23 protein-coding genes are annotated in these 21739 nt (G+C 61.2%); 10 read left to right on the top strand and 13 right to left on the bottom strand.

Going from position 1 to position 21739, the window contains the following annotated elements; genetic code table 11:
• Positions 1-3: 3 nt before the first annotated feature.
• The gene (locus H7828_RS05610; RefSeq protein ID WP_226780024.1) at positions 4-237 is read right to left on the bottom strand and encodes a hypothetical protein; all 234 of its coding nucleotides are present in this window, start codon (positions 235-237) and stop codon (positions 4-6) included.
• Between the two features lie 173 nt (positions 238-410).
• On the opposite strand from H7828_RS05610, the gene H7828_RS05605 reads away from it, so the two are divergent.
• Positions 411-1628 carry an argininosuccinate synthase gene (locus H7828_RS05605; protein WP_226780023.1) on the top strand — a complete coding sequence of 406 codons (1218 nt, stop codon included), beginning with the start codon at positions 411-413 and terminating at the stop codon, positions 1626-1628.
• 85 nt (positions 1629-1713) lie between these two features.
• Here the strand turns inward: H7828_RS05605 and H7828_RS05600 are convergent, their stop codons facing one another.
• Positions 1714-2130 carry a DUF7282 domain-containing protein gene (locus tag H7828_RS05600; protein ID WP_226780022.1) on the bottom strand — a complete coding sequence of 139 codons (417 nt, stop codon included), beginning with the start codon at positions 2128-2130 and terminating at the stop codon, positions 1714-1716.
• 47 nt (positions 2131-2177) lie between these two features.
• Entirely contained in the window at positions 2178-2930 is a 753-nt protein-coding gene (locus H7828_RS05595) for a sulfotransferase (RefSeq protein WP_226780021.1), read from the bottom strand.
• Positions 2931-3043: 113 nt separating this feature from the next.
• Here H7828_RS05595 and msrA point away from each other — a divergent pair, with 113 nt between their 5' ends.
• Together msrA and mutS are read left to right on the top strand one after the other, a co-directional pair.
• Entirely contained in the window at positions 3044-3706 is a 663-nt protein-coding gene (msrA, locus tag H7828_RS05590) for a peptide-methionine (S)-S-oxide reductase MsrA (protein ID WP_226780020.1), read from the top strand.
• A gap of 66 nt (positions 3707-3772) precedes the next feature.
• Positions 3773-6436: a DNA mismatch repair protein MutS gene (mutS, locus tag H7828_RS05585; protein WP_226780019.1), complete on the top strand. Its 2664-nt coding sequence runs from the start codon at positions 3773-3775 to the stop codon at positions 6434-6436.
• Here mutS and H7828_RS05580 read toward each other — a convergent pair.
• Both H7828_RS05580 and hrcA read right to left on the bottom strand, forming a co-directional pair.
• A complete protein-coding gene (locus tag H7828_RS05580; protein WP_226780018.1) occupies positions 6414-7016 on the bottom strand; it encodes a nucleotide exchange factor GrpE in 603 nt (200 codons plus the stop codon). The genes mutS and H7828_RS05580 overlap by 23 nt on opposite strands.
• A gap of 12 nt (positions 7017-7028) precedes the next feature.
• Positions 7029-8093, bottom strand: coding sequence for a heat-inducible transcriptional repressor HrcA (gene hrcA / locus H7828_RS05575; RefSeq protein WP_226780017.1), 1065 nt, complete (start codon positions 8091-8093; stop codon positions 7029-7031).
• 119 nt (positions 8094-8212) lie between these two features.
• Between hrcA and rph the strand changes: the two genes are divergently transcribed.
• Genes rph through hemW form a run of 3 tightly spaced genes read left to right on the top strand, consistent with a single transcriptional unit; the run spans position 8213 to position 10684 of the window.
• Positions 8213-8923 carry a ribonuclease PH gene (rph, locus tag H7828_RS05570; RefSeq protein ID WP_226780016.1) on the top strand — a complete coding sequence of 237 codons (711 nt, stop codon included), beginning with the start codon at positions 8213-8215 and terminating at the stop codon, positions 8921-8923.
• Positions 8920-9531 (top strand): RdgB/HAM1 family non-canonical purine NTP pyrophosphatase, encoded by a 612-nt coding sequence (gene rdgB, locus H7828_RS05565; RefSeq protein ID WP_226780015.1) that lies wholly within the window; start codon positions 8920-8922, stop codon positions 9529-9531. The genes rph and rdgB overlap by 4 nt, the downstream gene beginning before the upstream one ends.
• Before the next feature lies 1 nt (position 9532).
• A complete protein-coding gene (hemW, locus tag H7828_RS05560; RefSeq protein ID WP_226780014.1) occupies positions 9533-10684 on the top strand; it encodes a radical SAM family heme chaperone HemW in 1152 nt (383 codons plus the stop codon).
• Here hemW and H7828_RS05555 read toward each other — a convergent pair.
• The 7 genes from H7828_RS05555 to H7828_RS05525 form a co-directional block, all read right to left on the bottom strand.
• Positions 10681-11580 (bottom strand): ParB/RepB/Spo0J family partition protein, encoded by a 900-nt coding sequence (locus tag H7828_RS05555; protein ID WP_226780013.1) that lies wholly within the window; start codon positions 11578-11580, stop codon positions 10681-10683. The genes hemW and H7828_RS05555 overlap by 4 nt on opposite strands.
• A 14-nt stretch (positions 11581-11594) precedes the next feature.
• Positions 11595-12401, bottom strand: coding sequence for a ParA family protein (locus H7828_RS05550; RefSeq protein WP_226780012.1), 807 nt, complete (start codon positions 12399-12401; stop codon positions 11595-11597).
• Entirely contained in the window at positions 12391-13020 is a 630-nt protein-coding gene (gene rsmG / locus H7828_RS05545) for a 16S rRNA (guanine(527)-N(7))-methyltransferase RsmG (protein ID WP_226780011.1), read from the bottom strand. Before rsmG ends, H7828_RS05550 begins: the two co-directional genes overlap by 11 nt.
• 1 nt (position 13021) lies before the next feature.
• On the bottom strand, positions 13022-14899 hold the full coding sequence (gene mnmG, locus H7828_RS05540; RefSeq protein WP_226780010.1) for a tRNA uridine-5-carboxymethylaminomethyl(34) synthesis enzyme MnmG: 1878 nt from the start codon (positions 14897-14899) through the stop codon (positions 13022-13024).
• Between the two features lie 3 nt (positions 14900-14902).
• Complete coding sequence (gene mnmE / locus H7828_RS05535; protein WP_226780009.1) at positions 14903-16192, bottom strand: tRNA uridine-5-carboxymethylaminomethyl(34) synthesis GTPase MnmE; 1290 nt, start codon at positions 16190-16192, stop codon at positions 14903-14905.
• A 28-nt stretch (positions 16193-16220) separates the two neighbouring features.
• Complete coding sequence (gene rho, locus H7828_RS05530; RefSeq protein ID WP_226780008.1) at positions 16221-17492, bottom strand: transcription termination factor Rho; 1272 nt, start codon at positions 17490-17492, stop codon at positions 16221-16223.
• A gap of 119 nt (positions 17493-17611) precedes the next feature.
• On the bottom strand, positions 17612-18064 hold the full coding sequence (locus tag H7828_RS05525; RefSeq protein ID WP_226780007.1) for a CopD family protein: 453 nt from the start codon (positions 18062-18064) through the stop codon (positions 17612-17614).
• A gap of 418 nt (positions 18065-18482) precedes the next feature.
• Between H7828_RS05525 and H7828_RS05520 the strand changes: the two genes are divergently transcribed.
• Genes H7828_RS05520 through dnaQ form a run of 4 tightly spaced genes read left to right on the top strand, consistent with a single transcriptional unit; the run spans position 18483 to position 21196 of the window.
• Positions 18483-19082 carry a Maf family protein gene (locus tag H7828_RS05520; RefSeq protein ID WP_226780006.1) on the top strand — a complete coding sequence of 200 codons (600 nt, stop codon included), beginning with the start codon at positions 18483-18485 and terminating at the stop codon, positions 19080-19082.
• Positions 19079-19915 carry a shikimate dehydrogenase gene (locus tag H7828_RS05515; protein WP_226780005.1) on the top strand — a complete coding sequence of 279 codons (837 nt, stop codon included), beginning with the start codon at positions 19079-19081 and terminating at the stop codon, positions 19913-19915. Before H7828_RS05520 ends, H7828_RS05515 begins: the two co-directional genes overlap by 4 nt.
• Positions 19912-20511 (top strand): dephospho-CoA kinase, encoded by a 600-nt coding sequence (gene coaE, locus H7828_RS05510; RefSeq protein WP_226780004.1) that lies wholly within the window; start codon positions 19912-19914, stop codon positions 20509-20511. The genes H7828_RS05515 and coaE overlap by 4 nt, the downstream gene beginning before the upstream one ends.
• Entirely contained in the window at positions 20504-21196 is a 693-nt protein-coding gene (gene dnaQ / locus H7828_RS05505) for a DNA polymerase III subunit epsilon (RefSeq protein WP_226780003.1), read from the top strand. The genes coaE and dnaQ overlap by 8 nt, the downstream gene beginning before the upstream one ends.
• Here dnaQ and secB read toward each other — a convergent pair.
• The gene (secB, locus tag H7828_RS05500) at positions 21193-21708 is read right to left on the bottom strand and encodes a protein-export chaperone SecB (RefSeq protein ID WP_226780002.1); all 516 of its coding nucleotides are present in this window, start codon (positions 21706-21708) and stop codon (positions 21193-21195) included. The two genes, dnaQ and secB, sit on opposite strands and share 4 nt — an antisense overlap.
• Positions 21709-21739: the final 31 nt, after the last annotated feature.

The following is a 21739-nucleotide window of genomic DNA, read 5'->3' as shown; positions in this document are numbered from 1 at the left end:
GGCTTAGCGCTGGGGCGTGGTGGTCGTGCCCGGGCCGCCGGTCGCGATCTTCGGCGAACTTTTGTCCAACCCGCCGGGGCGCGGGCTGAGCTTGGTCGAGCTTTTGTCGAGCGATACGGCCGATCCGATCTTCGGCGAGGCTTTGTCAAGCGCCGTGGCGGGCGGGCCACTGATATCGGCCAGGGCCGGCAGGGCGGCCAGAAGGGCGGCGGCGCTCAGGGCAAGGGTGATCTTCATGGCGAAATCTCCTCTGTTTCAATCTGCCACGATCAAACCACGCCGGGGCAAGGCGGCACAGTCGGGTGCGCCATACCCCGGGGTGGGGTCTTCCTTACCCCAAGCGCCAACTTGCCCTTGCGGCGCAAACAGGCTATCGCCGCCGCTGACCTGTTGTCCCATGGAGAACCCCGATGTCCGTACCCAAGAAAGTTGTCCTGGCCTATTCCGGGGGTCTGGACACCTCGATCATCCTGAAATGGCTGCAAACCGAATATGGCTGTGAAGTGGTCACCTTCACCGCCGATCTGGGCCAGGGTGAAGAACTGGAACCCGCCCGCGCCAAGGCCGAGATGATGGGCGCCTCCAGCATCCACATCGAAGACCTGCGCGAGGAGTTCGTGCGCGATTTCGTCTTCCCGATGTTCCGGGCCAATGCGCTTTACGAAGGGCTGTATCTGCTGGGCACCTCGATCGCGCGGCCGTTGATTTCCAAGCGGCTGGTGGAAATCGCCGCCGCCGAGGGTGCGGATGCCGTGGCCCATGGCGCCACCGGCAAGGGCAACGATCAGGTGCGTTTCGAACTGGCCTGCTATGCCCTGAACCCCGACATCAAGGTGATCGCCCCCTGGCGCGAATGGGACCTGTCCAGCCGCACCAAGCTGATCGATTTTGCCGAGAAGAACCAGATTCCCATCGCCAAGGACAAGCGCGGCGAAGCGCCGTTTTCAGTCGATGCGAACCTTCTGCACACTTCCTCCGAGGGCAAGGTTCTGGAAGACCCGGCGCAGGAAGCGCCCGATTACGTCTATCAGCGCACCGTGCACCCCGAAGATGCGCCCGACACCCCCGAAATGGTGGAAATCACCTTCGAGCGTGGGGATGCGGTGGCGATCAACGGCGAAGCGATGAGCCCGGCAACGATCCTGACCAAGCTGAACGAACTGGGCGGCAAGCACGGCATCGGCCGGCTGGACCTGGTGGAAAACCGCTTTGTCGGCATGAAATCACGGGGCATCTATGAAACGCCCGGCGGTACGCTGCTGCTTGAGGCGCATCGCGGTATCGAACAGATCACGCTGGATTCCGGTGCGGGCCACCTGAAAGACAGCATCATGCCCCGCTATGCCGAGCTGATCTACAACGGCTTCTGGTTCAGCCCCGAGCGCGAGATGCTGCAGGCCCTGATCGACAAGAGCCAGGAACATGTGACCGGCACCGTCCGGCTGAAGCTGTACAAGGGTTCGGTGCGCACCGTCGCCCGCTGGTCCGATCACAGCCTCTACTCCGAGGCCCATGTGACCTTCGAGGATGACGCCGGCGCCTACGATCAGAAGGATGCCGCAGGCTTCATCCACCTGAACGCCCTGCGCCTGAAACTGGTGGCCAACCGCAACAAGCGGACAGGCTGAAACAGAAAGGCCCGAACCACCTCCTGTGGTGGTTCGGGCCCGGCCGACGGAGTGAAGGAGCCTCCATCAGCATCCTGCGCCGTGATTACTTGGCCGTGATGACCTGCATCACCAGCTTTCCGTCCGGCTTGATCGGGCCGTCTTCCTTGGCGCCCAGCGTATATTCGAAGACGCCGGTCTTCATGCCGCCCTCTTCGGAATGCACCATCAGCATCAGCATGTCGCCCGAGGCGACATCTTCCTGAAGGATGGCGGCGACATCGGTGTTTTCACCCTTGCGCAGCGGCGCATAACCGACAACGGGGCCCGGCTTCATCTCGGCATCGGTGCGGTGCACCACCAGCCAGCCGTTTTCGCCCGCCATGACCGAATCGGCACTGACGACGCCGTTCGACACGTCCTGATCTGCGGCCATCACCTTGGGTGCCATGGCATGGGCATCGGCAAAGGCAGCGCCTGCCATGGTGGTCAGGGCAAGGGCGGAACAAGCAAGAATTTTCATCGTATCCTCCGAAATTGGGGCCGCGGATCATTCCGCGATTGCCCCAGTCACGAAGGCGGTGCCCGGAAAGTTTCAGGAACGACGATTCTTTCCGGCAGGGATGCCAGCGCGCGGTAAGGCTCAAGCCCGGTTTCGGCCAGTTTGGCATATTCGGGTGGCAAAACGGGCAGGTCGCCTTCGTCGCCGGCAAAGCCGGTCGAACGATGCGCCGCGCCATACCAGTGCCGCGCCCAGACGCCATCATCCGCGTGCCCGCCTGCGGGCCACGACAGCATCCTGTCGTCAAAGGGCAGGCCCAGAGCGCCGCAAAGGGCCTCCAGCGCGCCGCGGGGGTTGGCGCGAATGTCGACACTGTCGATCACCAGCGGGCGTGCACCGGCCGCCGCAAGCTCCTGGTAGACCCGCCATTGATCGGTAAAGCCCAGGTCGGCATCGGTGGGCGCCTCGCGTTTCACCGCATAGCTGGCGACCACACGGGCCGGATGGCGGATCAGGAAGACATGCCGGGTATCCCGGGGCCAGTCGGGCATGAAACCATCACGCATGTGGTGGACCATGTGCTTTTGATAGAAATGGGCGCGCCCCTGCGGCACCGCACCGGTCAGCGCCGCAGCCACACTGGCCGGGTCAGAGGGTTGCGAGGCAAGGATCTCATCGCGCAGCGGATGGTCGATTCCGGTCCGCGTCAGATAGGCGGCATAGAAGGGTTCATCGACCACGGCGCAATCGGGCCGCGCCCCGAAGGCATACATCATCGCGGTCGACAGGTTGCGTGGCCCCGACCACATGGCAATGCGCATGATTTTCCCTTTCCGGCATGGTGAAACAACAGTCACTGCTGCGTGAGATCGCCCGAACCGGCATTGAAGGTCAATCTCCCCGCCACAGTATTATGAAGAAAGGGAGAGTTCCGATGCTGAAAATGACAAAAGCGATGAAGCCCGCCATTCTTGGCGTTGCCTTGATGACGGGCATTGCCGGACAGGCCGACCGTGCACAGGCCGCCCAGACCGAAACCGTGGTGCTGGCCGGTGGCTGTTTCTGGTGTGTCGAAGCGGATTTCGAAAAGGTGAAGGGTGTCACCTCGGCTGTGTCGGGCTTTACCGGCGGCACCGTGGAAAACCCGACCTACAAGCAGGTGACGCGCGGCGGCACCGGCCATTACGAGGCGGTGAAGATCACCTATGACGCCGACCAGATCAAGTTCGCGCAGATCATCGACCTTTTCCTGCGCTCGGTCGATGCGACGGATGCCGGCGGGCAATTCTGCGACCGGGGCGAAAGCTATCGTACCGCGATCTTCGTCGAGAATGGCGAAGAACGCAAAACCGCCGAGGCCGAGCTGGCCAAGGCGCAGAAGGCCCTGGGCCAGAAGATCGTCACCCCGATCCTGGACGAGGCCGCCTTCTATCCGGCCGAGGATTATCACCAGGATTACTACAAGAGCGACGACACGATCCTGACCCGCTTCGGGTTCGAGGAAAAGAAGGACGCCTACAAGAAATACCGCGATGCCTGTGGCCGCGATCAGCGGGTGAAAGAGCTGTGGGGCGACAAGGCGCCTTTCGCGTCGTAACGGGTTTTCGGCTTTCGTCTTGCCGGTGCGATTTGTAAGGTGCCCCCGGTCGATCCCGGGGGCGTCATGAGCAGCACGAACACAGCCGTCACACCGATGATGGCGCAGTTTCTTGAGATAAAATCCGAATATCCCGAGGCGCTCTTGTTTTACCGCATGGGCGACTTCTACGAGATGTTCTTCGATGATGCCGTCGCGGCGGCGCAGGCGCTGGATATTGCCCTGACCAAGCGGGGCAAGCATCAGGGCGAAGACATTCCCATGTGCGGCGTGCCGGTGCATTCCGCGGAAGGCTATCTTCTGACGCTGATCCGCAAGGGGTTTCGCGTGGCCGTCTGCGAACAACAGGAAAACCCTGCCGAGGCCAAGAAGCGCGGCAGCAAATCGGTTGTCAAACGCGGTGTCGTCCGGCTGGTTACCCCCGGCACCCTGACCGAGGATTCCCTGCTTGAGGCGCGGCGCCACAACTTTCTGGCGGCCCATGCCGACGTGCGCGGCGAAGGTGCGCTGGCCTGGGTGGACATATCCACCGGTGAATTCCGCGTCTCGCCCTGCCCTCTTGTCCGGCTGGGGCCCGAACTGTCGCGCCTTGCCCCGCGCGAGGTTCTTGTCACCGACAACCGCGAGGGCGACCTTGCCGAACTGGTGGGCGATACCGGCGCCGCCCTGACGCCCCTGTCGCGCAGCAGCTTTGATTCCACCGGCGGAGAAAAGCGGCTGTGCGATCTGTTCGGCGTCGCCTCGCTTGAATCCTTCGCGATGTTTTCGCGGGCCGAGGTTTCGGCCATGGCCGCCATCGTCGATTATCTTGAAATCACCCAGAAGGGAAAACTCCCCCTGCTGCGCCCGCCGCTGCGCGAAACCGCCGAACAGGTGGTGCAGATCGACGGTTCGACCCGGCGCAACCTGGAGCTGACCCATGCCCTGTCCGGCGGGCGCGACGGATCGCTTCTGGCGGCCATCGACCGCACGCTGACGCCCGGTGGCGGGCGGTTGCTTGAACGTCGCCTGTCCAGCCCGTCACGCAACCTCGACACCATCAAGCAGCGCCATGATGCCGTGGGGTTCCTGGTGGAGGATGCGGGCTTCTGCGAAACGCTCAGGTCTGCGCTGCGCCGGGTGCCCGACATGGACCGCGCCCTTTCGCGGCTGGCGCTGGATCGGGGCGGGCCGCGCGATCTGACAGCCATGCGCGCCGGGTTGGAGCGGGCACGCGATATCGCCGCGATGCCTTCGGACACCCTCCCGCCGCTGATGACATCGGCCATTGCCGATCTGACCGGCCATGACGACCTGATCGCGCTGCTGGATCGTGCCTTGATCGCCGAACCGCCCCTGTTGACCCGCGATGGCGGGTTCATCGCCAAGGGGTTCGACACCGAACTGGACGAGGCCCGCACCCTGCGCGACGAGGGGCGCAGCGTCATCGCGGGGTTGCAGGCAGAGTATGCACAGCAGACCAGCATCGCCTCGCTGAAGATCAAGCACAACAACGTGCTGGGCTATTTCATCGAAACCACGGCCACCCATGCCGAAAAGATGCTGTCGCCGCCGCTGTCCGATACCTTCATCCATCGCCAGACCACGGCCAATGCCGTCCGCTTCACCACCGTTCCCCTGAACGAGATGGAAACGAAGATCCTGAATGCGGGAAGTCGCGCGCTTGAGATCGAGAAGCGGCTGTTCGACAGCCTGAAAGGTGCCATACTTGATGCGGCGGCGCAGATCGGGCTGACGGCGGCCGCGCTTTCGGAACTTGACGTGATGGCAGCGCTGGCCGATCTGGCGCGCGGCGAAGACTGGACCCGCCCCCGCATCGACGACAGCCGCAGCTTCGACATCGTGCAGGGGCGCCATCCGGTGGTGGAACTGGCCCTGCGCCGCCAGGGGGCGGGCGGTTTCGTGGCCAATGATTGCGCCCTGGCCCAGCCCGACAGCGCGTCGGCGATCTGGCTTCTGACCGGGCCGAACATGGCGGGTAAATCCACCTTCCTGCGCCAGAATGCCCTGATCGCGCTCCTGGCCCAGATGGGCAGTTTCGTACCGGCGCAAAGCGCGCATATTGGCATCGTGTCGCAACTGTTCAGCCGGGTTGGTGCCGCCGATGACCTGGCGCGCGGGCGGTCGACCTTCATGGTGGAAATGGTTGAAACCGCCGCGATCCTGAACCAGGCCGATGACCGCGCGCTGGTGATCCTGGACGAGATCGGGCGCGGCACGGCCACATACGACGGGTTGTCGATTGCCTGGGCCACGATGGAACATCTGCACGACAAGAACCGCTGCCGCGCCCTGTTCGCCACCCATTACCACGAAATGACACAGCTGGCCGACCGTCTGGACGGCGCCCAGAACGCGACAGTGGCCGTGAAGGAGTGGCAGGGCGATGTCGTCTTCCTGCACGAGGTGCGCAAGGGGTCTGCCGACCGCAGCTATGGTGTGCAGGTGGCGCGCCTTGCCGGCCTGCCCGAAGCGGTGGTGGCCCGCGCCAAGGTGGTTCTGGAAGCGCTGGAAAAAGGAGAGCGTGAGGGCGGCGGACGGCAGGCGGCCCTGATCGACGACCTGCCGCTGTTTTCGGCCATGGCCACCGCCACGCCAGCCCCAGCCGCGGTGAAACCATCGCGGCTGAGCGAAAGGCTGGAACAGGTGCACCCCGATGAGCTTTCGCCCAAGGATGCCCTGAACCTGATTTACGAGCTGAAGGCCCTTACGACTTCGGAGTCGAACTGACCCCCACCTGGGCGGCGCGCAGCAGGCGGTCATGCAGCATGAAGCCGGTGTTCATCACCTGGATGATGTCGCCGGCCCTGGTGTTGGGCACGGGGGCTTCGAACATGGCCTGGTGGATCTTCGGGTCGAACCGGTCGCCCACCTCGGGCGCGATCGCCTCGATCCCGTGCTTGGCGAAAACCGAGATCAGTTCGCGCATCGTCAATTCGATCCCCTCCAGAAGCGCGGGGTTCGCGGCGCGCTGTTCGTCGGTGACGACTTCAAGCGCCCGCTTGAGGTTGTCATACACCGGAAGCATGTCGCGCGAGAGTTTCGAACCGCCGTAGTTCTCGGCCTCCTTGCGGTCGCGCTCGGACCGCTTGCGCGCGTTCTCGGCATCGGCAAGGGCCCGCATGAACCGGTCGCGGAACTGGTCGCGTTCGGCGCGCAGGGCCTCAAGCTCATCGCGCAGATCGGCCGAGTCGGTGACGGTTTCACCTTCGCCGGCCTCGGGCGCGATTGCCTCGCCTGCCTCGCCATACCCTTCCTGGGCCAACAGCTCTTCGATCTGGCTGTCTATATCGTCTTGCTGTTTCGTCATTCTTTCACCCAACTAGCCTCGGTCGGTGAGCAGCCTGCCCACCATCTGCGCCGTGTAATCCACGATCGGAACGATCCGCCCATAATTCAGCCGGGTCGGCCCGATCACGCCAACGGCGCCAATGATCTTACGGTCAGCGTTCATATATGGGGAAACCACCAAAGAGGAACCCGAAAGTGAGAAAAGCTTGTTCTCCGAGCCAATAAATATGCGCACCCCCTCGCCGTCCTCGGTCAGTTCGAGGAATTCGGCGATGTCGCGCTTGCGTTCAAGATCGTCGAACAGGGATCGGATGCGCTCAAGGTCTTCCGCCTCGGTCGTTCCGGCCAGAAGGTTGGCGCGCCCGCGCACGATAAGCCGCTCGTAACGCTCGCCTTCGTTTTCCCAGATGGCCAGCCCGCTTTCCACCAGGTCGGCCGCCAGCGTGTCAAGTTCGCGGCGCCGGGCGACGATTTCGCGCTCGGTCGCCTTGCGCAGCTCGCTCAGGGTCTTGCCCTCGGCCAGGGCGTTCAGGAAGTTTGCCGCTTCGCGCATGGAACTGGGCGTCTGCCCGGCGGGGGGCTGGAAGATGCGGTTCTCGACATGGCCGTCGGCAAAGACGATGACCACCAGCGCCCGGTCGGCCGAAAGGCTGACGAACTCCAGGTGCTTGATCGGCGCCTCGTGCTTGGGCGCCAGAACCACGCTTGCCCCCCGCGTCGCGCCGGACAGCGCGCTTCCCACGCGATCAAGCAATGACCCCACGTCGGATTCGCTGCGCCCCAGGGTGGCATCGATGCTTTCGCGGTCGGTGTCGGTCAGGTTGCCGACCTCAAGCAGGCCATCCACGAACATGCGCAGGCCCTGCTGGGTCGGGATGCGCCCGGCCGATACATGGGGGCTGTCCAACAAGCCCAGGTATTCCAGATCCTGCATCACGTTGCGGATCGTGGCCGCGCTGACCTTTTCGTTCATCGTCCGGGTCAAGGTGCGCGAGCCGACCGGATCGCCGGTATCGAGATATCCCTCGACCACCCGGCGAAACACCTCGCGGGACCGGTCGTTCATCTGGGCCAGAACTTTCGAGCCTTCTTTCATCTGCCTCTGCCTCTGGATTGTCGCAACACGAAACCGTGCCGACCTCCGAACGTCAATCGGGGTTGCGCCGGGGCCGATGCCGTGGGTATCACCACGGGCAAATCTGCAAAGGAATTCCCATGCGCCCCTCTGGCCGTAAGTTAGACGAAATGCGCCCGATTTCAATCGAAGTCGGGATCACGAAACACGCCGAAGGCTCCTGCCTCATCAAATGTGGCGATACCCATGTCCTGTGTACCGCCTCGTTGGAAGAACGTGTTCCGCCGTTTCTGAAAAACACCGGTCTTGGCTGGGTCACCGCCGAATACGGCATGTTGCCCCGCGCCACCCACACCCGGATGCGCCGCGAGGCGAAGAATGGCCAATCTGGCCGCACGCAGGAAATCCAGCGCCTGATCGGCCGCGCCCTGCGCGCCGGGGTTGACCGGGTTGCCCTGGGCGAACGCCAGATTTCCATCGACTGCGATGTGATCCAGGCCGATGGCGGCACGCGCTGTGCCTCGATCACCGGTGGCTGGGTGGCCCTGCGGCTGGCGGTGAACAAGCTGATGAAGGCCGGCGATATCGTCACCGACCCGATGGTCGATCACGTTGCCGCCGTATCCTGCGGCCTTTACGCCGGTCAGCCGGTTCTTGATCTCGACTATCCCGAAGACAGCGAAGCGGGCGTCGACGGCAACTTCGTGCTTACCGGTTCGGGCCGGCTGATCGAAGTGCAGATGTCGGCGGAAGGCGCGACCTTCTCGCGCGGGGAAATGGACGAACTGCTGGATCTTGCCGACAAGGGCATGAAGGATCTGGTCGCCGCACAGAAGGCCGCCGTGGCATGACCCGCCGGTTCGAGGGCGATCGGCTTCTGGTTGCGACCCATAACGCCGGCAAGCTGGATGAGATCACATCCCTTCTCGCGCCCTATGGAGTTGCAACGGTCTCTGCCGGCGCCCTCGGGCTGCCTGAACCGGTCGAAAATGGCACGACCTTCGTCGAGAATGCGCGCATCAAGGCCCACGCCGGTGCCAAGGCAACCGGGCTTGTCACCCTTTCCGACGATTCCGGGATCGAGATCGACGCGCTCGACAATGCCCCCGGCGTCTATACCGCCGATTGGGCCGAGACGCCGGAGGGGCGTGATTTCGTCATGGCGATGACGAAGACGCAACAGATGCTTGAGGCGAAGAATGCCCCTCACCCCCGTCGCGCGCGCTTCTGCTGCACGCTGGTCATGGCCTGGCCCGATGGCCATGACGAGGTGTTTGCAGGTGTCATGCCCGGCCAGGTGGTCTGGCCCATGCGGGGCCAACAGGGCCACGGATATGACCCGATCTTCCAGCCGGAAGGTTATAGTATAACATTTGGGGAAATGGATCAGGCCGAAAAGAACCGCATCAGCCATCGCGCCGATGCCTTCGCCAAGCTGATCAAAGGGTGTTTTGCCTGAGATGATGATCGAAGGCGGCTTTGGCCTGTACGTCCATTGGCCCTTCTGCCAATCGAAGTGCCCCTATTGCGACTTCAACAGCCATGTCACGGCCCATGTCGATCACAGCCGCTGGCGTGACGCCTTGGTGGCCGAGGTTCAGCGTTACGCCCGACTTGTCCCTGATCGCGTCTTGCAAACCATCTTTTTTGGTGGCGGCACGCCCAGCCTCATGGACCCCGACACCACCCATGCCGTGATCGAGGCTGCCCGTGCGGCCTGGCCCTGCGCCAACGACATGGAGATCAGCCTTGAGGCCAATCCAACCTCTGTCGAGGCTGGACGCTTCAAGGCGTTTCGCGAAGCGGGCGTGAACCGTGTATCCATGGGCATTCAGGCCCTGAATGACACCGACCTCCGCGCCCTTGGCCGGCTCCACAGCGTGAAGGATGCCAAGGCCGCTTTCGGCATCGCCCGCCAGAATTTCGACAGGGTCAGCTTTGATCTGATCTATTCCCGTCAGAACCAGACGCTGGAGAACTGGCGCAGCGAATTGACCGAGGCGATCGGAATGGCTGTCGATCACCTGTCCCTTTACCAGTTGACCATCGAGGACGGGACCGCCTTTGGTGATCGCATGGCGCGCGGCCTGCTGCGCGGATTGCCCGATGAAGACCGCGCCGCCGACATGTACTTCGCCACGCAAGAGATTTGCGACGCCCACGGGCTGAACGGATATGAAACATCAAACCACGCCAAGCCAGGATCGGAATCGCGTCACAACCTGATCTATTGGCGCTATGGCGATTACGTCGGCGTGGGCCCGGGCGCCCACGGGCGTCTGACGATCGATGGCCAGAAGATCGCCACCGATGCGATCATGCAGCCCGGCAAATGGCTGGCGGCCGTCGAAAACCCGGAGCTGGTTGCTGATCGCCAGGAGATCCTGACGAATCTGGACCAGGCAACCGAAATGCTGATGATGGGCATGCGCCTGGCCGAGGGGATCTCCCTCCCCCGCTATGAAGAGATTGGCGGCACACCCCTTTGTGCCTCGACCATCCGCCAATTGGCAGAACAGGAATTGATCAGCTTCGAAGACGGCCGGCTGCGAACAACCAATTCAGGCCGTCCGCTGCTGAATGCAATCCTTCGGGAGTTGCTGGCCCGTTAGCGACCAGACGACAGCATCCGGCAAAGCTCGTCCAACTCTTCAAGCGTCGCATAACGAATGGAAACCCTGCCCGATTCCATTCCCGTGTCATGGTCGATGCTCACCGACATGCCAACGGCAGCGGCCAGATCCTGCTCCAGTGCACGGGTATCAGCATCTTTTTCACGCTTCGGTTTTGTTTCACGTGGAACGTCGCCGCCCTTCGGTGCCTTGACCAAGGCTTCCGTCTGACGCACCGAAAGCCCCTTGGCAACGACGATCTTCGCGAGCGCCGACGGATCGTCAGCGGTAATCAAGGCCCGCGCATGCCCCATGGAAATCTTGCCGTCACGCAGCAATGCCAGCACATCCTCTGGTAGGTTTAGCAAACGCAACAGGTTGGCAATATGGCTACGGCTTTTCCCCAACGCCTCGGCCAGCTTCTCCTGCGTATGGCCGAACTTGTCCATCAGCTGGCGAAAGCCAGCCGCTTCTTCCACGGGGTTCAGATCGCTGCGCTGAATGTTTTCAATGATCGCGAGTTCCAAGACCTCGGTATCGTCGAGTTCTCGGATGATGGCCGGCAGTGCATGAACCTTGGCCATCTGCGCGGCGCGCCACCGGCGTTCACCCGCGACAATCTCGTACTGCTCAGGATTCCTGGGATTCTGACGCAGGATCAGCGGCTGGATGACCCCCTTCTCCTTGATCGAGGCAGCGAGTTCATCCAAGAGCTCAGGTGCAAAGGTTCGACGCGGCTGATCGGGGTTGGGTACAATCCGTTCGACCGGAATAAGTTGATCGGCACGACGCGTTGGACGGTTGGCGTTCTGACGCTCATCCGCGACACCCACATCCGCCATCAGGGCCGACAGACCACGGCCCAGCCCCCGGCGTTCATTCTTCTTATCCGACATAGGTCTCTCTCCGTTCAACTTTCATGGTGCCTGCGAACCAGTTCTTCGGCCAACGCCCGATAGGCAAGGCTGCCCTTCGATCCGCTATCATAAGTGAGGACCGATTGCGCATAGGAAGGGGCCTCACTGACCCTCACGTTCCTCGGAATGACTGTCTTGAACACCAGGTCACCCAGGGTTTCACGCGAGTCACTTTCTACCTGTTGCGCCAGCCGGTTCCGGCCATCGTACATCGTCAACACCACCCCTTCGATACGCAGATCGGGGTTTGCAACCTGGCGAACCTCCCGGATCGTCAGCATCAATTGCGACAGACCTTCCAAAGCAAAGAACTCACTTTGCAGCGGAACAAGAACGGAATGCGCGGCCACCATAGCGTTGACTGTCAGGAGGCTGAGTGATGGCGGGCAGTCGATCAGGACGTAGTCAAAGGCATAACGATCAATCGCCGGTTGGCGCAGGGCGTCATAAAGCAGGAAACTCCGCTTCTCGTTTGCCACCATCTCGATATCGGCCGAACTGAGATCGGCCGTCGCTGGTGTAATCCAGAGGCCTTCCAGTTGCGACGGGTAAATGACATCGGCAAGTTCCGCCTCATCAAGGAGAAGATCATAACTGCTGAGCTGCCTGCTCTCCGGCGCAATTCCCAACCCTGTCGATGCATTTCCTTGGGGATCGAGATCGACGATCAAGACATTGAAACCATCTTCGGCCAATGCAGCGCCGAGATTGATGGCGGTTGTCGTCTTACCCACCCCACCCTTCTGGTTCACAACCGCAATGATGCGCGCACTCGGTGCGCGTGTTGGATCAGCGTGCATTGATATTCTCGACCTTCAAAATGGATCCACCACTGTCAGTAACACTGGGCAGGGCCTCGACATCAAAAAACCATCGCACCCTGGCTTCGGCCAACTCATTCTCCGCCTGCTGTCCCTTGAGGAAAAAGGCGATCCCGCCTTCCGCCAGGTGATGATCGGCGAAACCAATCAACGAGGTCAGCGGTGCCAAAGCTCGGGCTGTCACCACCGACGCATTGAAGGCGGGCAGATCGGCAATCCGGGCCGCGGCTACTTCAACCGAAGTGGCCGTCTCGCGCGCCACATTTCGGAGAAAAGCGCACTTGCGTTGATCGCTGTCCACCAGTGTAATCTTGATATCCGGCTTCGATCGTCCAGCCAGGATCGCAAGAACCATCCCCGGAAACCCTCCGCCCGAACCGAAGTCGACCAATGAGGCGGTATCGTGGGGCAGATGGCGATAGATCTGAGCGGAATCCAGAATATGGCGATGCCAAATCTCATCCAATGTTGGGCCCGATACGAGATTGATCTTCGGGTTCCATTTTTTCAGTAGGTCAGCGTAGATTGCCATCTTCTCAAATGTTTCACGTGAAACATCCGGAGCAACGCGGACAAGGTCTTCAAACTCCGATCTCATATCAGACAGCCACACCCCGTTGATGCGCCCGAACCGCTGAAAGAATGATCACCAGCGCCGCAGGCGTCATCCCATCAATCCGCGCCGCCTGCGCCATCGAGTCCGGCTTCAACCTTTTCAATTTCGAACAGAGTTCATACGATAGGCCACCAAGAGAATCAAAATCCAGATCCTTCGGGATGGTAATCGCTTCATCTCGCGCAAGAGCATCGACATCGCGCTGTTGCCGATCCAGGTAATTCATATAGGTCGCATCCCGCTTCAACTGCTGCTGGACCTCTCTTGGCGTCGTGGCCAATTCGCTATCCAAGTCGATGAGATGATCGAAAAATACGTCCTTGAAGCTGAGCAGCTGAAGGCCATTACGGCGCGCGCCATCATTTGAGATCTTGATCCCAACCTCCGCAATCTCCCTTGGGGTCCAGTGCATGTTGCTCAAGGTTGCCCTTGCCCCTGACAGTTGCTCCATCTTGCGTTCAAACACGGCCCGCCGTTTCTCACCGACTACACCGATTGATACCCCCAGCGGCGTCAATCGTTGATCCGCATTGTCGGCTCGCAACGACAACCGGAACTCTGCGCGGGACGTGAACATCCGATATGGTTCGGTCACACCGCGCAGGACAAGATCATCAATCATCACGCCGATATAGCTCTCGGACCTTTGGAAGATCACAGGATCACAGGACTTCGAGCGACGCGCGGCATTCAACCCCGCGACCAAGCCCTGCGCGCCGGCCTCTTCGTAACCCGTCGTTCCATTGATCTGACCCGCCAGGAAAAGCCCCTCAACACCTTGGAACGCCAAGGAGCGGTCCAGAGCCCGTGGATCGACATAGTCATACTCGATGGCGTAGCCCGGCGTCGTGATCTGGGCGCGCTCAAGGCCGGAGATGGACTGGACATAAGAAATCTGCACATCTTCTGGCAATGATGTTGAGATACCATTCGGATAAACCGTCGAACGGCTCAGCCCTTCCGGCTCCAGAAAAATCTGATGTGAGTTCTTTTCCGCGAACCGAACAACCTTGTCTTCAATCGAAGGGCAATAGCGCGGTCCGACGCCATCGATATGCCCGCCGTACATCGCTGAACGCTCGAGGTTGGCGCGAATGATATCGTGGGTCTTCTCGTTCGTATGCGTGATCCCGCAAGCAATCTGACGCGCCGAAACACTTTTGGACAGGAATGAGAACAGCGTCGGTTCGTCATCCCCCTCTTGGCGATCAAGTCTTTCCCAATCGATGGTGGAGCTTTCCAGCCGCGGGGGAGTGCCGGTCTTCAGACGTCCAAGCGGTGCGCCAAGCGCGTCAAATCTGACTGCCAGCCGCGTGGAAGCCTTGCTTCCCATCCGCCCGCCTTCGATTTTCCGGTCTCCGATGTGGATGACGCCACGCAGGAAAGTACCCGTCGTGACCACCACGGCCCGGCCTCGAAGACAGGTCCCGTCAGCAAGAACAACGCCGCCAACGGTATTTCCTGTCATGATCAAATCAACAACTTCACCTTCAACCACGCTCAGATTCGGGTTGGCGGCCAGAAGATTCTGGATCGCAACACGGTATAAGTCGCGGTCTGCCTGAGCACGCGGCCCTTGAACGGCAGGCCCCTTTCGGCGGTTCAGGAGGCGGAACTGAATTCCCGCGACATCAGCGGCGCGTCCCATGATGCCATCAAGCGCGTCGATCTCGCGCACAAGATGGCCTTTCCCCAATCCACCGATGGCAGGGTTGCAAGACATGACCCCGATTGTAGAGCGATCCATGGTGACCAAAGCAGTTCGCGCGCCCATTTGCGCGCTGGCCGCTGCAGCTTCCGAACCTGCGTGGCCGCCGCCGATCACGATGACGTCGAATTCACATTGTTCCACGTGAAACACTCCTTACTTGCCAAGGCAAAAGCTCGAGAAGACTTCGTCCAGGATATCCTCAACGCCGATCCGTCCGACCAGGCTATCCAGTGCGCGGACGACGTAACGCAGATTCTCCGCTGCAAACTCGGCCCGTTCCTCGCCCTCGTCTATATCGATTCTCGCCGCTTCCAAAGCCGCAATTCCCTGCTGAACCGCGACACGATGACGTTCGCGCGTGATTACGCCGATGGATGAAACGCGGCGAGACAGAATATCGATCAACGCATCTATCAGGTGATCGACCCCTGCCCCCGTATGGCCCGAGATACCTTTCAACTTGGCGCCAGCGGTATCGCATTTTCCGACCAATACCAAGTCGTCTTCGTCGGGTTCGATGCCCGGAACATCACCCGGTTTCGCAATAAGTATAACGCGAACATCCGCATCGGCCGCCCGCTCGCGCGCGCGATGGATCCCGATCTTTTCGACAACGTCCGTCGATTCGTGCAGGCCCGCCGTATCAAGCACCGTGACAGGTATTCCGGCTAAATCCATACGCACTTCGATCACATCTCTGGTCGTTCCGGCAACCTCCGAAGTGATGGCCGCCTCGCGCCCCGCAAGCGCGTTCAGTAGCGTCGATTTTCCGATGTTCGGCGGGCCAACAATTGCCACCTCAAAGCTGTCCCTAAGCCTCTCAGCGGAGTGATACCCCCTCGCCTGTTGCCGAAGACTGTTCAAGGTTCGGTCAACCAGATCGCGAACTTCCGGCGAAACGTCGACGGGCACTTCCTCATCCGCGAAATCAATTGTCGCTTCTAGAAGTGCAGCGGCCCGCACCAGATCGGCCCGCCAGATTGCCGCCTGCTTGCCTACGGCACCAGACAGAACGCGTTGCGCCTGTTTTCGCTGGGCTTCGGTTTCCGCTTCGATCAGATCGGCCAGGCCTTCGACCTGCGTCAGATCCAGGCGGTTGTTCTCAAGCGCGCGTCGGGTAAATTCGCCGGGCTCGGCCAACCGGACGCCAGGAACATCGGCCAGCTCAGCGAGAACCGCGTTCGTGATCGCGATGCTGCCGTGCAGTTGCAGTTCCACCGTCTCCTCGCCCGTAAAACTCCGCCCCTCGTCAAAGGCGATGACCAGCGCTTCGTCCAGGAAATCGCCATCGAGCGCGCGGACCGTTCTCAGCGCGGCGCGATGGCTGGGGGGCAAGCGCCCGACAAGGCGTTCACTGGCGGAAAAGGCATCGGGACCCGAAATCCGGATCACTGTCACGCCCGCCTTGCCCCGCGCGGTGGCGGGGGCAAAAATCGTGTCCATAGCTTTGATCCGGTTTCAGGGTCGCGCGTCAGGTATTCATGGAATCGAAGAAGTCAGAATTCGATTTGGTCTGTTTCAGCTTCGAGATCAAGAACTCGATGGCGTCAGTCGTGCCCATCGGGTTAAGGATGCGGCGAAGGACATAGGTCTTCTGAAGATCGCCCTTGTCGACCAGAAGTTCCTCTTTCCGGGTGCCGGATTTCAGGATGTCCATGGCGGGATAAACCCGCTTGTCCGCCACCTTGCGGTCCAGGACGATCTCGCTGTTGCCGGTGCCCTTGAATTCTTCAAAGATCACCTCGTCCATTCGGCTGCCCGTGTCGATCAGCGCCGTGGCGATGATGGTCAGCGAACCACCTTCTTCGATGTTGCGTGCCGCGCCGAAGAACCGCTTGGGCCGCTGCAGGGCGTTCGCATCGACGCCGCCTGTCAGAACCTTGCCGGACGACGGCACCACGGTATTGAAGGCGCGGCCCAGTCGGGTGATCGAATCAAGCAGGATCACCACGTCGCGCTTGTGTTCCACCAAGCGCTTGGCCTTTTCGATCACCATTTCCGAAACCGCGACGTGACGGGTGGCGGGTTCATCGAAGGTTGACGAAACCACCTCGCCCTTCACCGAACGCTGCATGTCGGTCACTTCTTCGGGCCGTTCGTCGATCAGCAAGACGATCAGGTAGATCTCGGGGTGGTTCTTTTCGATCGAGTTGGCGATGTTCTGAAGAAGAACCGTCTTACCGGTCCGTGGCGGCGCCACGATCAACGACCGCTGGCCCTTGCCGATGGGCGCCACCAGGTCGATGATCCGGGCCGACCGGTCCTTGACCGTCGGATCGTCCAGTTCCATCGTCATCCGCTCATCCGGGTACAGCGGCGTCAGGTTGTCGAAGGCGACCTTGTGGCGTGCCTTTTCCGGCTCTTCGAAGTTGATGGATTCAACATCGGTAAGGGCAAAGTAACGCTCGTTCTCGTCCGGGCCGCGAATGACGCCTTCCACCGTGTCGCCGGTCCGCAGGGCATACTGACGGATCATGTCAGGAGAGACATAGATATCATCCGGGCCGGGCAGATAGTTCGCCTCGGGCGAGCGGAGGAAACCGAACCCGTCCTGCAAGACCTCAAGCACGCCATCGCCACCGATGACCCATTCATCGTCCGCCCGCTCTTTCAGGATCGAGAACATCATCTCGCCCTTGCGCATGGTCGATGCGTTTTCGATCTCAAGCTCTTCGGCCAGCGCCAGAAGATCCTTGGGGCTTTGCACTTTCAGATCGGCAAGGTTCAGTCGGTCTTGGCTCATCGTCGTAAATCCTTGTCACACACCGAATGGCACGCGCTATCGAACGGTAAAGGGAAAATGATCGATCGGACGATCGACAGCAGCCACCTACCCTCTGGTGCGCGCAAAGTCAACGATGCTCAGAACGGCCGGGCGATCACGGAAAAGACGATGACGAACATCAAAAGCGTCGGAACCTCGTTCATCTTGCGAAAATAGCTTCCAGGGTGGTTCACCTTGCCCGCAACGAAGGTCTTGAGTTGTGCCGCGCACCACATGTGAAACCAGGTCATGCCGACAACCGCCAGCGCCTTGGTCCAGGGCCAGATGGCCGACCAGTCGATCACGCCGGGGATCGCAACCAGCATCAGCCCGAACAGCCATGTGGCGATCATGGCAGGGGTCATGATGACACGAAGCAGTTTGCGCTCCATCATCTGGAACAACTGGTCGGTCTCGCTGTTGGGCGCCACCTTTTCGATGTGATGCACGAAAAGCCGGGGCAGATAGAAGATTCCCGCCATCCACGAGATCACCGCGATGACATGCAGGGATTTGATCCAGGGATAAGCTGCGCTGAGGAGGTCTTGCATGGGGTTCACCTGTTCCGGGCCGGTGAACTCTTCTCATTATATAAAAGAGAAGAAAAGATGATGTTGTTTGTAGGTCCGGTGGATAACGGGGATTAATGCCATATCCAAAGGATGATCCACAGATGGTTTCCGGCGGGCCCTGAATCTCCACTGGCTGTGGACGAATCGGCCTAGATCATATTTATTAAAGCAAAATCAAATACTTGACAATTCAGACCTGTGGATATTCTTGTGGGCGAAGCACAGGGGAAACAGGGAGAAGAAGGTTGTTCACAGGGGCGCGGTTCAAACGCTGCACGGTGGACATATCGACGAGGAAAGGTGACAAGACAGGCGGTATCGCGCGAAACCCCGCTGCCGCCCTGAATCATCCGAGTCGTCCCGCAACTCTACCTCGATTTATCCCCGGATTTATCCCATGACCCGCCCGCTGATCCTTGCCTCCTCCTCGTCCATCCGCCGGCAGTTGTTGCAGAACGCCGGACTGACGTTCGAGACCCTGCCCGCCCGTGTCGATGAAGACGCCATCCGCGCCTCGCTTCTTGCGGAAGAGGCGACGCCGCGTGACGTGGCCGATGCACTTGCCCAGTTCAAGGCGCGCAAGGTGTCCGAGAAACGCCCCGAGGCCATGGTGATCGGCTGTGACCAGGTTCTTGATTTCAAGGGAACGATCCTGTCCAAACCCGCCGACGCCCAAGAGGTCGCCGCCCAGCTGCGCGCCCTGGCGGGCCAGGGGCATCGCCTTTTGTCGGCGGCGGTCATATATGACGAGGGCAAGCCGGTCTGGCGCCATGTGGGCGTGGTGCAGATGCAGATGCGCCCCCTGTCCGACGGGTTCATCGATGATTATGTCTCACGCAACTGGGAAAGCATCCGCCACTCGGTCGGCGGATACAAGCTTGAGGAAGAAGGCGCCCGGTTGTTCAGTCGGGTCCAGGGCGATTACTTTACGGTCCTGGGCCTGCCGTTGCTTGATCTCTTGTCCTACCTAACCCTGAGAGGCATTCTGTCATCATGAGCGATGTGAAAATTCCCCTCGCCGGCGTCATCGGATCGCCGATCTCGCACAGCCGTTCCCCCGCGTTGCACCAGCATTGGCTGCGCACCATGGGCATCAAGGGCTATTACATTCCGATGGACGTGGCGCAGGCCGACCTCCCCGAGGTCATTCGGATGATGCCGAAGATGGGCTTTGTCGGCTGCAATGTCACCATCCCCCACAAGGAAGCGGTGCTTGACCTGGCCGACCTGGTGACAGACCGCGCGGCGCTCATCGGGGCGGCCAATACCCTGATCTTTCGTGCCGATGGCAAGATCCACGCCGACAACACCGATGGCTATGGCTTCATCCAGAACCTGCGCGAATCCGCCCCCGACTGGGATCCGCGGACAGGGCCGGCCGCAATCTTCGGCGCGGGTGGCGCGGCGCGGGCGGTCATCACCTCGCTGATCGACGCCGGGGTGCCGGAAATCCGCCTGACGAACCGCACCCGGGCACGTTCGGAATCGCTGCGGGCCGAATTCGGGGCGAAAATCGTGGTCTATGACTGGGTCAAGGCCGGCAATACGCTGGATGATGCCGCCACCGTGGTGAATGCCAGTTCGCTGGGCATGGTGGGCAAGCCCGATTTCCGCGTGCCGCTGGATGGCCTGTCGCCCGATGCCGTGGTCACCGACCTGGTCTATACCCCGCTTGACACCACCTTCCTGCAACGCGCCCGCGCCTTCGGTGCAACCACGGTGGATGGTCTGGGCATGCTGATCTATCAGGCCGCGCCCGCCTTCGAACGCTGGTTCGGTCTGCGCCCCGAGGTGGACGAGCGCACGCGCGAGGTGGTGCTGGGCCAATGAGCGCGCCGGTGCTGATCGGGCTGACCGGTTCGATCGGAATGGGCAAATCGACGACCGCGGCCATGTTCGCCGCCCATGGCCTGCCCGTCTGGGATGCCGATGCAGCGGTGCATCGTCTTTACGCCGAAGGGGGCGCGGCCGTTGCGCCGCTTGCCGCCCTCTGCCCCGCTGCATTGAAGGACGGAGAGATCGACCGCGCCGCCCTGAAACAATGGATCAGGGACGATCCGGCAGCCTTTGGCAGGATCGAGGCGGTGGTCCACCCACTTGTCGCCGCCGACCGGGCCGAATTCATCGCGGCACAATCCGCGCGGTTCATCCTTCTCGACATTCCGCTGTTGTTCGAAACCGGCGCCGAAGAAAGGTTCGATCTGGTCGCGGTGGTCTCGACAACCCCCGAGGAACAGCGCCGCCGCGTCATGGCCCGCCCGGGGATGAGCGAACAGATGTTCCAAAGCATCCTTGCCAAGCAGCTGCCCGATGCCCAGAAACGCGAACGGGCCGATGTGGTGATCGACACCACCACCATGGAAAGCGCGCGCCACGATGTGGACATGCTGGTTGCGCGGCTGAGAAAGGAATACGGCGATGCGTGAAATCGTTCTGGACACGGAAACCACAGGCTTTGACCCCGAAACAGGCGACCGGATCGTCGAAATCGGCGCGGTCGAGCTTTTGAACCACATGCCGACGGGCCGAACCTTTCACGAATACATCAACCCCGAACGGTTCATGCCGCAGGAGGCGTTCGAGGTGCACGGGCTGGGCGACGATTTCCTGCGCGACAAGCCCAAGTTCGCGGCCATCGGGCAGAAATTCCTGGATTTCGTCGGTGATGCCAAGCTGGTGATCCACAATGCCGCCTTCGACATCAAGTTCCTGAATGCCGAACTGGGCTGGATGGGCCTGCCCAAGCTGCCCTGGGAACAGGCAATCGATACGCTGGCCATTGCGAAAAAGCGGTTTCCCGGATCGCCCGCGTCACTGGATGCGCTGTGCCGCCGCTTTGGGATCGACAACTCGTCGCGCACCCTGCACGGCGCCCTGCTCGACTCGGAAATCCTGGCCGAGGTCTATCTTGAGCTGATCGGGGGGCGGCAACCCGATCTGGTGCTGGCACCGACCAACAGCGAATCCTCGGGTTCCGAAACACTGGGCGCATGGCGTCCCCGCCCGCGCGCCAAAGCCTTGCCGCCCCGGATAACCGAAGCGGAATCCGCCGCCCACGATGCCTTTGTCGACGGCATGGGCGACGGCGCGCTGTGGCGCAGGAAAGCCTAGTTCGGCTTCCCTTCGCTTTCGGCCTTGGCGGCGGCCGCGCGCTGCTGAAGGCTCTGGCGGTACAGACCGACGAAATCGATCGTGTCCAGGTTCAGCGGGGCAAAACCGCCGTCATGGGTGATGTCGCTGACGATGCGGCGGATGAAGGGAAACAGCATCCGGGGGCATTCGATCAGCAAGAAGGGGTGCAGCTGTTCGTCGGGCACGTTTTCCACAGCGAAGATGCCGCCGTATTCCAGCTCAAGCAGGAACAGGGTGGAACCCGATTCCTTGTCCTTCGAGGTGATGTTGAACTTGCCCACGACCTCGAACTGGCCCTCGGCACGCTTCTTGGCATCCAGCGCCACCTGCACCTGAACGTCCGGAGTCACGTTGCCGCCGGTCCCGTTGCGCGCGACGATGTTCTCGAACGACATGTCGCGGATGAACTGGCCCAGGATGCGCAGTTGCGGCGGCGTGGGCGCCTTGGGGGTTTCCGAATTGGCGGCGGGAGTCGTGTCGGATTCAGCCATCTGTGGCTCCTCAATCATTTCTTTCGTGGAT

It is taken from the genome of Oceaniglobus trochenteri (assembly GCF_020529025.1).
Taxonomy (GTDB): domain Bacteria; phylum Pseudomonadota; class Alphaproteobacteria; order Rhodobacterales; family Rhodobacteraceae; genus Oceaniglobus; species Oceaniglobus trochenteri.
This window is presented reverse-complemented; position numbering and strand designations above follow the sequence as displayed.